This window comes from Hymenobacter citatus (assembly GCF_014333615.1).
Taxonomy (GTDB): domain Bacteria; phylum Bacteroidota; class Bacteroidia; order Cytophagales; family Hymenobacteraceae; genus Hymenobacter; species Hymenobacter citatus.
In genome coordinates this window covers 15,708-29,073 of record NZ_JACSCY010000018.1, presented here as the reverse complement: position 1 = coordinate 29,073, position 13,366 = coordinate 15,708, and the positions used below count along the sequence as shown (strand labels likewise).

Genomic DNA, 13,366 nt, shown 5'->3' with positions numbered 1-13,366 from the left:
ATGCTTCGACTCCGCTCAGCATGACAAATGGTCTTACGAAAAGCCCAGCACCGGATGCGGCTGGTAGGGCTCTTCCAGCCGCTTGATTTCATCGGCCGAGAGCTGCACATTCACGGCCGCAATAGCGTCATCGAGGTGACCGGGCTTGCTGGCGCCCACGATGGGCGCGGTGATGACCGACTTCGACAACACCCAGGCCAGCGCAATTTGCGCGGCGGGCAGACCGCGCTCCTCGGCAATTTCCGTTACGCGGTTGGCTACGGCAAAGTCATCGTCGCGGCCATACAGGCTTTTGCCAAAGGCGTCGGTTTTGGCGCGCTCCGTTTCGTTGCGCTCCTTGCCGCGGCCGCCCGTGAGCAGCCCCCGCGCCAGCGGCGACCAGGGAATCACGCCAATCTTCTGATCCTCACACAGCGGCAACATCTCGCGCTCTTCCTCGCGGTACACCAGGTTGTAGTGCGGCTGCATGCTCACAAAGCGCGTCCAGCCGTGCAAATCGGCCAGGTAGAGCGCCTGCGCAAACTGCCAGGCGTACATGCTGCTGGCCCCAATGTAGCGCGCCTTGCCGGCCTTCACCACGTCGTGCAGGGCCTCCAGGGTTTCCTCAATGGGCGTGTTGTAGTCCCAGCGGTGAATCTGGTAGAGGTCCACGTAGTCGGTACCGAGGCGCTTTAGGCTGGCATCAATGGCACTCATGATGTGCTTGCGCGAGAGGCCCTTATCGTTCGGGCCTGGGCCCATGGGGTTGAACACTTTGGTGGCCAATACCACCTCATCGCGCTTGGCAAAGTCGCGCAGGGCGCGGCCTACCACTTCCTCGCTGGCCCCGTCGGCATACACATCGGCGGTGTCGAAGAAGTTGATGCCTTTTTCCAGCGCTTGCTTGATGAAGGGGCGGCTCTGCTCTTCTTCCAGCGCCCAGGGCCAACGCTCGGTCGGCTTACCGTAGGTCATGGTGCCGAGGCAGATGCGGGAGACGTGCAGGCCGGTGTTGCCCAGTCGGATATAGTCCATAGATGTAGTCGTAAGGGTGAGGCTGCCCAAGTGGGCAACGCAATTGTTTCCCCTACTACGGCAATCTTTGCGCCTTCGATTAGACCTTCTCCCCACTTTCCCATGAAGCTGAACTGGACTCTCAAGCCCTACCCCGCCCTCTCCCTCGACGAGCTATACGCCCTGCTCCAACTCCGCAGCGAGGTGTTTGTGGTGGAGCAAACCTGTGCTTTTCAGGATATTGACGGTCAAGACCAAACGGCTCTGCACCTACTGGGCCACACCGAAACCGGCGAGCTGGCCGCCTACACCCGCCTGTTCGACGCGGGCGAATGTTACGAGCAAGCCAGCATTGGGCGCGTGGTGGTGTCGCCCGCCTACCGGCGCTACGGCCTGGGTAGGGAGCTCATGCGCGAATCTATCAACGCGTGCGATCAAGCCTTTGGGCCGCAACCCATTAAAATTGGCGCGCAGCTGTATCTGAAAGCGTTTTACGAGAGCTTCGGCTTTGTGCAACAGGGCAACGTGTATTTGGAGGACGGGATTGAGCACATTTATATGTTTCGGCCGTAACCACAATCCGTTTTCTATGTCCGCAGCGCTTTTTCCGAAAGCTGTTTCAGTTGGCGTATACAGCTTTCCGGGCTTCCTGCACCTTATAGCTGCTGTGCTGGCCTTGCTGCTGGGACCTTGCGTGCTGCTCTTGGGCCGGTGGGGTACCCGTGTGCACAAGGGCTTGGGCTACGCCTACCTCAGCAGCATGGCAGTGATGCTACTGACCGCCTTTGGTGTATATCGTGTATACCATGCGTTCGGTATTTTTCACTACGCCGCACTGCTTACGACAGCCACTTTGCTGGTTGGCATGGTGCCCGTGCTCATCAAACGGCCAGCGCCTTCGTGGCTTACGTGGGGCACTACTACGGCATGTATTGGTCGGTAATGGAGCTATACGTGGGCTTGGTGGCCGAAATACTCTCGCACCAAGCTCACCTCTCTTTTCCGGAAGTAGCTAGCTGGTCTGTGGCGTTGATATTTTTGCCTAGCGGTGCTGTTTTTTGGTGGTATCACCGGCAATGGCAAGCACGGCTGCAACGCTTTCGTCCCCTTCCAACCTAAGCAACGCCTGCTTTCCCTACCCTACTTCGGGTCGCTGGAGTACGCAATGAAAATAGCGCCGGCCCCCATCAGCGTGGCACCTACAATCAGTTGCCAGTTTACCTTTTCCTTCAGAAAAAAAACGGCCAGAATAACTGAGAATACCAGCGAAACCTTGTCGAACGAACTGGTACGGGAGGCTTCGCCCATTTTCAGGGCCTGAAACGAGAACAGCGACGACATGCAGGTGATAACGCCCGCCGCCACCAGAAACATCCAAGAGCGCCGGTCAATACGCTCCAGCTCGCTCACATGCCCCTGAAAAAACACCACGCTCCAAGCCACTATCACAATCAGCACCGACTGAATAGCAAAGCCTACGCTCGACTCGATATTTTTAATTCCGATTTTCGACAACGTGACAACTGCCGCCGCCGATACGGCAGCCAGCAAAGAAAATACAATCCACATAAGGCTATTGAGGAGATACCACCCGCGAGGTTGCAGGCAGTCAGCACATTTTCACCACGATACGTGAGATGAGCGTGCAGTGGTAACTTGTTTTGTCGGAAATGAGTTTTCTTCTGCTCAAACAAGGTGAAAGTATCGCCCGCCGGTCCGACGCCTCCGGCGTCCGACCGGCGGGCGAGTTGCCCTACCCCTGATAAACCAAAAGTCCGCCGGCAGCGGGCCGGCGGACTTTCATCAACTGCAATAGGGCGTGAGCGACGTTAGATAATGGTACTCATGCCCACAGCAATGTTTTCCTTATACATCTGGCAGTCAATACCACCGGCTACCTGGTAGGCAATAAAGTTGCCTACCTGCTCGGTGCTGCACGGTGTAAGGGCATTCAGCTCCGGCGTCAGGATGTTGCTGTCGAGGGCGGCTTGTACGGCGGCTTTCACCGCGTCGGCTTCTTCCTGCAACCCGAAGTGTTCTAGCAGCATCGCACCCGACAGAATCGTGGCAATGGGGTTGGCAATGCCCCTACCCTTGGCCTGGGGGTAGGACCCGTGAATAGGCTCGAACAGGGCCACCTGGTCGCCCACCGAAGCGGAGGGTAGCAGACCCAGCGAACCGGCAATCACGGAAGCTTCGTCGGAGATGATGTCGCCGAACATGTTCTCGGTCAGAATCACATCGAACTGCTTGGGGTTCAGAATCACCTGCATAGCGGCGTTGTCGACGAACAGGTAGTCGACGCGCACCTCGGGGTACTGCGGGGCAATCTGCTGCACCACTTCGCGCCACAAGCGCGAGGTTTCCAGCACATTGGCCTTGTCGACCAGCGTGAGCTTGCGGCGGCGCGTTTCGGCGGCCTGGAAGGCGCGGTGGGCAATGCGCTCAATCTCCTCGCGGGAGTACGTGCAGTGGTCGTAGGCGCCCTGGCCGTCGTCGGTACGGCCCTTGTCGCCGAAATAGATACCGCCGGTCAGCTCCCGGAAAATCAGCATATCGGTGCCGCTGATGCGCTCCGGCTTTAGGGGTGAGTGCGCCAGCAGGGCGTCGTAGGCCGTTACGGGGCGGATGTTGGCGTACAGGCCCAGCGACTTGCGCAGGCGCAGCAGGCCCTGTTCGGGGCGCACTTTGGCCGAGGGGTCGTTGTCGTATTTCGGGTCGCCGATGGCGCCCAGCAGCACGGCATCGGCCGCGAAGCAGGCATCCAGGGTTTGCTGGGGCAGCGGGTCGCCGGTGGCGTCGATGGCGCAGGCGCCCATCAGCTGCTGATCGAAGGTGAACTGATGGCCGAAGCGCTCGGCTACAGCTTCCAGCACCTTGATGGCCTCGCGGCACACTTCCGGCCCGATACCATCACCGGCCAGCACGGCTATTTTCTTCTTTAATACGTCCATGGTCGGGAGGTTTCATAGGCCGCAATGGCCTCTTTTTGGCTTACTAAGAAATCAATGTCGTCGTACCCGTTCAGCAGGCACTCTTTTTTGTAGGCGTCGATGGCAAACGGAATGCTTTCTTCCCACACGGGCACGCTCAGGGTCTGCGCGGGCAGATCTACCACCAACTCGGTCTGCGGGTCCTGCTCTATCTGCGCCAGCAGGCGTTGCAGCACCTCCTCCGATACTTGCAGGGGTAGCAACCCATTGTTCAGCGCGTTGCCCCGAAAAATATCAGCAAAGTAGCTGGAAACAACCACCTTAAAGCCCGCATCAAAAATGGCCCAGGCGGCGTGCTCCCGGCTGGAACCACACCCAAAGTTCTGACCTGCCACCAAAATCCGGCCAGAAAAGCGCGGGTTGTTGAGTACGAAGTCGGGCTTGGGCTGACCATCGGCCGCGTAGCGCCAGTCGCGAAATAGGTTTTCACCGAAGCCCTCGCGGGTGGTGGCTTTCAGAAAGCGTGCTGGTATGATCTGGTCGGTGTCTACGTTTTCGTTGGGTAGGGGCACCGCGGTGGAACGTAGGATCTGGAATTTTTCCATGATATGAAGTCGTGCAACGATTCGCCTCACCCCCTAGCCCCCTCTCCTCAGGGAGAGGGGGGACTAGTTTTTAGTTTTTTAGCTCCCCTCCTCAGATGAGGAGGGGATGTTTTCGCGTAGCGAAAACTGGGGTGGTTGACTCGTTGCTGATGTTGTTTAGTTGCTGACGATAAACGAGGTAGGGGTGATTAGCAGTAAATCGTTCAACGATTTTTACCACCCCGCCCTTCGGGCACCCCTCCTTAAAAAAGGAGGGGAACTAGCTTCTAGCCTGCTAGCTCTAGCTCATTGTATGCAGGCACGGCGCTGATTTTGCCTTCCACCGCCGCAATAGCCGCTACCAGCGGCGAGGCCAGCAGCGTGCGGGCGCCGGGGCCCTGGCGGCCTTCAAAGTTGCGGTTGGAGGTAGACACGCAGTAGGCGCCAGCTGGAATCTTGTCCTCGTTCATGGCCAGGCAGGCGCTGCATCCTGGCTCGCGCAGGGTGAAGCCGGCGTCGGCTAGGATTCTATCCAAACCTTCTTCCTTGGCTTGCTTTTCTACCTGCTTGGAGCCGGGCACGATGATGGCCTCCACGTGAGGTGCCTTGTGCTTACCCTGTACGTAGGCCGCCACGGTGCGTAAGTCCTCGATGCGGGAGTTGGTGCAGCTCCCAATAAACACGTAGTCAATGGGTTTGCCCAGCAGCGACTCGCCCGGCGTCAGGCCCATGTACTCCAGCGACTTGCTAAAACCGGCGGCCTCGCTCGGCACCACGTCCAGCGGAATGGTGCCGCCCAGCGGGATGCCCATGCCGGGGTTGGTGCCGTAGGTAATCATGGGCGTGATGTGGGCGGCGTCGAAGTGGTGCTCGGCTTCAAACTCGGCCCCTTCCTCGGAGTAGAGCGTTTGCCAGTAGGCCACGGCCTGCTCCCACTGCTCGCCCTGGGGCGCGTAGGGGCGGCCTTGCAGGTAGTCGAAGGTGGTTTGGTCGGGGGCAATCATGCCGCCGCGGGCGCCCATTTCGATGCTCATGTTGCAGACCGTCATGCGGCCTTCCATGCTCAGGCTGCGCACGGCGCTGCCGGCATACTCCACAAAGTAGCCCGTGCCGCCGCCGGTACCCAGCTGCGCAATCACGTAGAGAATCAGGTCTTTGGCGCCTACCCCGGGCCGCAGGTCGCCGTCCACGGAGATACGCATGCGCTTGGGCCGGTCGATGAGCAGGCACTGCGAGGCCATCACCTGCGCCACCTGGCTGGTACCAATGCCAAAGGCAATAGCGCCAAACGCGCCGTGGGTGGAGGTATGGCTGTCGCCGCACACGATGGTCATGCCTGGCTGCGTGAGGCCCAGCTCCGGCCCGATGACGTGCACGATGCCCTGGCGCTCGTGGCCCAGGCCGTATAGCTCCACGCCATACTTAGCGCAGTTTTCGGTCAGCTTATCCACCTGCGAGCGGCTGAGGGGCTCCTGAATGGGCAGGTGCTGGTTGAGGGTAGGCACGTTGTGGTCGGCGGTGGCGATGATCTGCTGCTGCCGGAAAAGTGGCAGCCCGCGCGCCTCGATTTCGTCGAAAGCCTGCGGGCTGGTTACTTCGTGAATCAGGTGACGGTCGATGTAAAACACCGACAAATCGCCCACGGTCTTGACAACGTGGGCCTCCCAGATTTTATCAAATAAGGACTTGGGCATGGGGTGGGGTGGAATCTGACTTTTAGACCGTCATGCTGAGCCTGTCGAAGCATCTCGCGTGCTGATGAAAGATAGTATTCAACATCAGCACGCGAGATGCTTCGACAAGCTCAGCATGACGGGCTGCTTTGCTCTGCTTTATTTCTTACTTCACTTCAAAAACTCTACTCAACGGCCACCAACTTCTCCTGCTCTACCAGCGCGTGCAAATCGTGGTCCTGCACTTCTTTTTGGCAGTCGGCCAGCACCAGGAACGAGGCGTAGGCTTTGTTGAGCGACTGGCCGCCGAAGGCGTAACCGAGCTTCTGCAAACGGTAAGCCAGCGCGGCCCGGCCCGAGCGGGCCGTGAGCACAATGGCCGAATCGGGGGCGCCTACCTCCTGCGGGTCGATGATTTCGTAGGTAGCGCGGTGCTTAATCACACCGTCTTGGTGAATGCCGCTGCTATGCGCAAAGGCGTTGGCGCCCACAATGGCCTTGTTGGCCTGCACCGGCATCTGCATCAAGTGCGATACCAGGGCCGAGGTTTCGGTGAGCAGCTTGGTGTTTACGCCGGTGGTCAGGCCCAGGTCGCCGTGCTGGCGCAGTACCATCACCACTTCTTCCAGGGCCGTGTTGCCGGCCCGCTCCCCTACCCCGTTGATGGTGCACTCAATCTGCCGGGCACCGTGGATAACGCCCGCAATGGAGTTGGCGGTAGCCATGCCCAAGTCGTTGTGGCAGTGGGTAGAGAGCGTCACGTTTTCGATACCGCGCACGTTATCAGCCAGATACTTGATCTTGGCGCCGTACTCGGAGGGTAGGCAGTAGCCGGTGGTGTCGGGGATGTTGAGGACGGTGGCGCCGGCCTTAATCACGGCCTCGCACACGCGGGCCAGGAATTCGTTGTCGGTGCGGCCGGCGTCTTCGGCGTAGAACTCCACGTCTTCCACGAAGGATTTGGCCAGCTTCACGGCGGCCACGGCGCGTTGCACTACGTCTTCCTGCGTGGTGCGCAGCTTGTGCAGCACGTGCAGCTCAGAAGTGCCAATGCCGGTATGGATGCGGGGGTAGCGGGCGTTGCGCAGGGCATCGGCGGCCACGCGAATATCGTTTTCCACAGCGCGGGTGAGGCCGCACACGGTAGCAGTGCGGGTTTGGGCGGCAATGGCCTCCACGGCGGCAAAGTCGCCGGGGCTCGACACCGGAAAACCCGCCTCAATCACATCCACGCCGAGTAGTTCCAGCTGCCGGGCAATCACAAGTTTCTCTTCCTTGTTTAGCTTGCAGCCCGGCACTTGCTCGCCGTCGCGCAGCGTGGTATCAAATATCTGGATGTTGTGCGCTCCCATAGTAGATGCGAAAATTGTAAGCAGATTTCAGTTTACTAACTACGGCGAGAATGTCGGGCTTTGGAAAAAGGCTTTCGAAATTGTTACTATTTCTAATGCCTTGAACATTTCCAAAAACATTTGATTACCATACTATTACCTTCCGCATTCTTACAATGCCAAACGAAGCAGGCGAATCGGTATTTCAGCTCATCAAGTCGCTGACCCGTTCCGAAAAACGCCATTTCCGCCTGTCGGCCGACCGGCCCGGCGCGACCGAAGAACTAAAGTTCCTACAGCTTTTCGACGCCCTCGACCAGCTCCCGCACTACGACGAAGAACGCATTCTGGCGCTGGCGCCGGCCATCAAAAAGGCCCAGCTCGCCAACCTCAAGGCCAATCTTTACCGGCAATTATTGTCTGATTTGCGCCTTTATCACGCCGGCCAAAACGTGGATATTCAGCTGCACGAGCAGCTGGGCTACGCCCGCGTGCTCTACAACAAGGGCTTCTACCAGCAAAGCCTGAAAATGCTGGACAAGGTGAAGAACACGGCCACCCAGCAGCAGCTTTCGCACATTGCCCTGCTGGCCCTGGATTTCGAGAAGCTGATTGAATCCCAGTTCATTACGCGCAGCCTGGAGGGTAGGGCCGAGGAGCTGGCGAGCGAGTCGGCGGGCACGGCGGGGCAGGTGAGCCAGCTACACGCGCTGTCGAACGCGGCCTTGCAGATGTATGGGCTCTACCTGAAAACCGGCCACGCCCGCAACCAGCAGGACTACGAGCAGGTAACGGCGTTTTTCCGGGCTACCCTCCCGCCTACCAACGTGCAGCAAAGCGGCTTTTTTGAGCAGCTGTACTACTACCAGGCGCACGTGTGGTACTACACCATTGTGCAGGACTTCACGGCCGGCTACCGCTACGCCCACAAGTGGGTGGAGCTGTTTGAGCAGACGCCGGACATGAAAAACCAGCAGACCATGCTCTATATCAAGGGCTTGCATAATCTGTTGGCGTATCTATTCAATACCTTATACTATAGCCGCTTCCGGGAGGTGCTGGCTACCCTGAAGGCGTTTGCCAACGACCCCAACCGCCGCTCTACCCCCAACATTGAGTCGCTGCTGTTTCAGTACATCGCCACCAACGAAATCAACCTGCACTTTCTGGAAGGACGCTTCACCGAAGGATTGGAACTGATTCCAGGCTTGCTGGGGCAGCTAGAAGAGTACCGTCTCCAACTCGACGTGCACCGCCGGCTGGTATTCTACTACAAGATTGCCAGCCTCTACTTCGGCAGCGGCGACAACGAGAAGGCCATCGAGTACCTCACCAAAATCATTCAGTTCAAAGAAGTGAGCCTGCGCGAGGATATCCAGTGCTTTGCCCGCATCCTGAACCTGATAGCCCACTACGAAGCCGGCCAGGACGAGGCCCTAGACTACCAGATCAAGTCGGTGTACCGTTTCCTGGGCAAGATGAACGAGCAGCAGCAGATGCAGGTAGCCATCTTCCGCTTCCTGCGCACCGTAGGCGACCTCACACCCGGCGAGCTAAAAGGCGCGTTCACCAACCTCAAAAACCAGCTCATCGCCATTGCCGTGAACCCGCTGGAACGCCGGCCCTTCCTGTATTTGGATATTATTTCCTGGCTAGAAAGTAAGATTGAAAACGTGCCCGTGCAGGAGATTATGCAGCGGAAGTTTCGGGCGATGAAGTGAGGTTGTGAATTGTCTACGCTTTCGCTCGACTGTGCTGAGCGAGGGCGTAATTATTAAAGATTATCTATTATATCCTTTTTAAACATTCTATTCTCTCTTCGTTCTGCTGGTTTCATATCAAAAAAAGTTTTCCATCTAGAATTCATATTGACTGGCAGATACAGAACACCCGCTAGACAAAAGGAGCAGGCATTTATCACTTCTTTTTTATTACTGGAAATAGTATCAAGTGAACAAGTCATAGACATTACAGAATAAATTCTTGTTTGATCACGGCTTTTGAAGTGCCAGTAATACGTGATGTGTGGATTCGCAGCTTGATTCACAAAGTATTCCTTTTCTACCTGCCTTTTGGTCTGTTCATCTACATCATTCCCTAAAGACGATAAGTACTTTCCATTCTTTATAATTTCTGGATTAGCACGTGCAATTGATAGCATTGTCGTGAAGTCTACCCTGTTCTCAGAATAATTTTCCCAAAGCACGGCAAAAGCCTCATGGATAGGTTTGGTTGATACTTTTGCATTGTCGTAACAGGATAAATAAAAAGGGGCATTTATTAGTTTACATGAAGCTAAACTAGCCCCTATGAGTATGTAAAGAATATAGGTTACATAGATTCTTTACATTCGCAGGAATTTATTTATTAAAATCTATAATGTCCGATGATAGCGCGGGGCTATGCCCCGTGCCGATTATGCGCAGGCCTCTGGCCTACTATTGTCCGCGCCATCAGGGACGTTCGGGTAAGTCGTTCTGACGGGTAGGCCAGAGGCCTACGCATAGTCGGCACGGGGCACAGCCCCGCGCCATTACTGCACCCTACCGCTTTACTGCTTTAAACTCCGACCCCTCTTTCCATTGCGGGAACGTGGTTTCGCTGGCGAGTTTCTTGCCTACCTCAAAATACAGCTGCGCGTCCTGGGCGATGCCGGACAAGTCCCAGTTGGGGTCGAACTGGTCGGCGGGCTTGTGGTAGTAGTTGGTGGTGTACTCCTGGCGTTTTTGGGCGATGTAGTCTTTGCCGTGGGCGCGGCTTTCGTAGCCACCACTGGCGTAGAGCGAGGGCACACCTACATGGGCAAAGCTGAAGTGGTCGGAGCGGTAGAACATGCCGGTTTCGGGCTGCTGGTCGGGTAGGATGTAGCGGCCCTGCGCCTGGGCGGCGGCGCGGGCGTATTCCTCCAGCTCTGATTGGCCGTAGCCGATAACCGTCAGGTCCTTCATCTTGCCGAAGGGCCAGAGCATGTCCATGTTCAGGTCGGCCACGGTTTTGCTGAGCGGAAACGGCGGGTGATGGGCGTAGTAGGCCGAGCCCAGCAGGCCCTGCTCCTCGCCGGTTACGGCCAGAAACACGATGCTGCGGGCGGGCTTCTGCGGGGCCTCGGTGAAGGCCTTGGCAATGCTGAGCAGAGCGGCCAAGCCGGTGCCGTCGTCCACGGCGCCGTTGTAGATGGAGTCGTTGGCAATGGCTTTGCCTACCCCAAAATGGTCCCAGTGGGCCGAGTAGATGATGAACTCATCGGGGCGGGTGGTGCCGGGCAGCACGGCCAGCACGTTTTTGCTGGTCTGGCGGCGCAGCTGGTTTTGCAGGCTAGTGCTGAAGGTAAGCCCGCCCATCGGCCGGGCGCGAAAGCCCTTGGTGTTGGCGGCGGTGTATAGCTGGTCGTAGTTTTGGCCAGCGGCCGTGAACAGGCGCTTGGCCGCGTCCAGTGTCAGCCAGCCTTCGATGGCGCACTTGCTGGCGCCTTTATCGTCGGTTTGGGGGCGCAGCTTGGGGCCTACCGCCCCGCTCAGCACCACCGACCAGGGGTAGGCGGCCGGCTTGGTGTCGTGCACGATGAGCAGGCCGGCGGCGCCGTGGCGGGCAGCTTCCTCGTATTTGTAGGTCCAGCGGCCGTAGTAGGTCATGGCCTTGCCCTTGAAAAAGGTGGTGTCGTTTTCGGCGTTACCGGGGTCGTTCACGAGCACTACCACGGTTTTGCCTTTCACGTCGAGGCCGGCGTAGTCGTCCCAGCCGTACTCGGGCGCCACCACGCCGTAGCCGGCAAACACCAGCGGCGAGTTCTGCACCGATACCGTGGGCTGCTCACGTTGGCTGAACACCACGTAATCATCCTTATAGTTCAGCGTCAGCTTTTTGCCGTTGCCGGCCACCTGAGCCGTGGGCGCAGGTTTCACGCTGATTTCGACCATGGGCACGGGCTGGAAGTAGCTGCCCGATGGGGCCGGCTTCAAGCCCAGCGCCTTGAACTGCGCGGCCAGGTAGGCGGTGGCCTTGTCCTCACCTTGCGTGAAGGGCTTGCGGCCCAGCATTTCATCCGACGACACTTCTTGCAGGTAGCCACCGATGATGGCGGCCGTGATGCTGTCGGTGCCCGCGGCGGCGGTGTTTTCGGTAGTGGCGGTGCCGGTGGTGGTAGTGGGCTGGCTGTTGCAGGCGGCCAGCAGGGCCAGCGCGGGTAGCAGGCAGGAAGGGTAGAGAAATTTCATATTGAAAGAGCAGAATGAGGTTCGCAATAGTAAGCAAAGAACGTGGGCTGGCCTACCGATGCAGCTCCGCAGTAGGCTCGTTGAGCTATAACCTTCCCGCCGCGAAGACAGTACGTATGCACACAAGTTGCAGAGCGCCAAGCTTTGTGCCGTGCCCGAAACGAGACACACTACCTTATGTTGCGTGGTGGTACAACTCGCGGGAGGGCGCGTGCCGGTCCGAACGAGCTTCGTGCTGATGACTGCTTACGCGTTGACCACGTGGCGCGGGCGTCAGCAAGCGGCAACCGGTCGGACGCCTCCGGCGTCGGACCGGCACGCATCCAGCGGGTAGGGATTACTCAACCAAACTACCTCAGCAACTTGTGCTTCTACTCTACCTCATTATTCCTTTCCGCCGATGAAAACCACTGACTTTGTTACCCGCCGCCGCCAGTTTGTGCAACGCCTTTCGCTGGGCCTGGGCGCTACGTTGCTAGGCCTACCCCTGTTTTCGGAAGCCCGGCCGCAGGGGCGCAAGCTGGGTATTGCGCTGGTGGGGCTGGGCGGTTATAGCAAAGGGCAGCTGGCGCCGGCCTTGCAGGAAACCAAGAACTGCTACCTGGCCGGCATTGTCACGGGCTCGCCGGAGAAGGTGCCCGAGTGGCGACAGAAGTACAACATCCCGGAGAAAAACGTCTACTCCTACGAGACGTTCGACCAGATCAAAGACAACCCGGCCATTGATATTATATACGTGGTGCTGCCTAACGCCCTGCACGCCGAGTACGTGGTGCGGGCGGCCAAGGCGGGCAAGCACGTCATCTGCGAGAAGCCCATGGCCACCTCCGCCGCCGACTGCCGCCGCATGATTGAGGCCTGCCGCACGGCCGGCAAAAAGCTCAGCATCGGCTACCGCCTGCACTTCGAGCCGCACAACCTGGAAATGATGCGCCTGGGCCAGCAGAAGGTGTTTGGGCCGGTGAAAAAGCTGGAATCGGACAACGGCTTTACGATGGGTAAGAACGAGCGGCCGTGGCGTATTCAGAAGAAGCTCTCGGGCGGCGGCCCGCTGATGGACATGGGCATTTACTCGGTGCAGGGCGTGATTTACACCAAGGGCGCGCTGCCAGTGTCCGTCACGGCCAACTACCCTAAGAAGACGCGCCCCGAGCAGTTCAACGAGGTGGAGGAATCCATCAACTGGCAGTTCAAGTTTGCCGACGGCTCTACCGCCGACTGCCGCACCAGCTATACCGAAAGCATGAGCCGCCTGCGCGCCGAGGCCGCCAACGGCTGGTTTGAGTTGCAACCCGCTTTCGGCTACGGTGGCTTAAAGGGCGACACCAGCAAGGGCAAGATGGACAAGCAGAACATCAACCAGCAGGCCCGGCAGATGGATGACTTTGCCACCTGCATCCTGCAAAACAAACCCACCCGCGTGCCCGGCGAAATGGGCCTGCGCGACGTGCAGTTGCTGGAAGCCATCTACCGCGCCGCCGACACCGGCAAAGCCGTGTCAACCAAAGACATAGCGCAGGCACTGGACCATGTAGGCAAGTAATGATCGGCGCCTGTGGCCAGTGGCGGGTGCGGAGTGACCTTGTGCGGGGCGGCTAAGCGCGGGACGCTTCGCGAGATAGGTGTATCTTTCCCGCG

At 58.4% G+C, this 13,366-nt stretch carries 12 protein-coding genes; 4 read left to right on the top strand and 8 right to left on the bottom strand.

The features are described from left to right. Positions 1-33 precede the first annotated feature (33 nt). Positions 34-1,014 carry an aldo/keto reductase gene (locus H8B15_RS17940; RefSeq protein ID WP_187321032.1) on the bottom strand — a complete coding sequence of 327 codons (981 nt, stop codon included), beginning with the start codon at positions 1,012-1,014 and terminating at the stop codon, positions 34-36. Between the two features lie 102 nt (positions 1,015-1,116). On the opposite strand from H8B15_RS17940, the gene H8B15_RS17935 reads away from it, so the two are divergent. Together H8B15_RS17935 and H8B15_RS17930 are read left to right on the top strand one after the other, a co-directional pair. After that, positions 1,117-1,566: a GNAT family N-acetyltransferase gene (locus H8B15_RS17935; protein ID WP_187321031.1), complete on the top strand. Its 450-nt coding sequence runs from the start codon at positions 1,117-1,119 to the stop codon at positions 1,564-1,566. Between the two features lie 16 nt (positions 1,567-1,582). After that, entirely contained in the window at positions 1,583-1,936 is a 354-nt protein-coding gene (locus H8B15_RS17930) for a hypothetical protein (RefSeq protein ID WP_187321030.1), read from the top strand. 197 nt (positions 1,937-2,133) lie between these two features. On the opposite strand, the gene H8B15_RS17925 is transcribed toward H8B15_RS17930, so the two are convergent. The 5 genes from H8B15_RS17925 to H8B15_RS17905 form a co-directional block, all read right to left on the bottom strand. Continuing rightward, positions 2,134-2,562: an EamA family transporter gene (locus H8B15_RS17925; protein ID WP_187321029.1), complete on the bottom strand. Its 429-nt coding sequence runs from the start codon at positions 2,560-2,562 to the stop codon at positions 2,134-2,136. Between the two features lie 260 nt (positions 2,563-2,822). Continuing rightward, positions 2,823-3,947 carry a 3-isopropylmalate dehydrogenase gene (gene leuB / locus H8B15_RS17920; RefSeq protein WP_187321028.1) on the bottom strand — a complete coding sequence of 375 codons (1,125 nt, stop codon included), beginning with the start codon at positions 3,945-3,947 and terminating at the stop codon, positions 2,823-2,825. Next, positions 3,935-4,531 carry a 3-isopropylmalate dehydratase small subunit gene (gene leuD, locus H8B15_RS17915; protein WP_187321027.1) on the bottom strand — a complete coding sequence of 199 codons (597 nt, stop codon included), beginning with the start codon at positions 4,529-4,531 and terminating at the stop codon, positions 3,935-3,937. The genes leuB and leuD overlap by 13 nt, the downstream gene beginning before the upstream one ends. Positions 4,532-4,797: 266 nt before the next feature. Further along, entirely contained in the window at positions 4,798-6,204 is a 1,407-nt protein-coding gene (gene leuC / locus H8B15_RS17910; protein WP_187321026.1) for a 3-isopropylmalate dehydratase large subunit, read from the bottom strand. A 164-nt stretch (positions 6,205-6,368) separates the two neighbouring features. Beyond that, positions 6,369-7,535: a 2-isopropylmalate synthase gene (locus H8B15_RS17905; protein ID WP_187321025.1), complete on the bottom strand. Its 1,167-nt coding sequence runs from the start codon at positions 7,533-7,535 to the stop codon at positions 6,369-6,371. 155 nt (positions 7,536-7,690) lie between these two features. Between H8B15_RS17905 and H8B15_RS17900 the strand changes: the two genes are divergently transcribed. After that, positions 7,691-9,235: a hypothetical protein gene (locus tag H8B15_RS17900; RefSeq protein WP_187321024.1), complete on the top strand. Its 1,545-nt coding sequence runs from the start codon at positions 7,691-7,693 to the stop codon at positions 9,233-9,235. 53 nt (positions 9,236-9,288) lie between these two features. Here the strand turns inward: H8B15_RS17900 and H8B15_RS17895 are convergent, their stop codons facing one another. Then, a complete protein-coding gene (locus tag H8B15_RS17895; protein WP_187321023.1) occupies positions 9,289-9,675 on the bottom strand; it encodes a hypothetical protein in 387 nt (128 codons plus the stop codon). A gap of 382 nt (positions 9,676-10,057) precedes the next feature. Continuing rightward, positions 10,058-11,728, bottom strand: coding sequence for a M28 family metallopeptidase (locus H8B15_RS17890; RefSeq protein WP_187321022.1), 1,671 nt, complete (start codon positions 11,726-11,728; stop codon positions 10,058-10,060). A gap of 400 nt (positions 11,729-12,128) precedes the next feature. Between H8B15_RS17890 and H8B15_RS17885 the strand changes: the two genes are divergently transcribed. Then, a complete protein-coding gene (locus tag H8B15_RS17885) occupies positions 12,129-13,271 on the top strand; it encodes a Gfo/Idh/MocA family protein (RefSeq protein ID WP_187321021.1) in 1,143 nt (380 codons plus the stop codon). Positions 13,272-13,366: the final 95 nt, after the last annotated feature.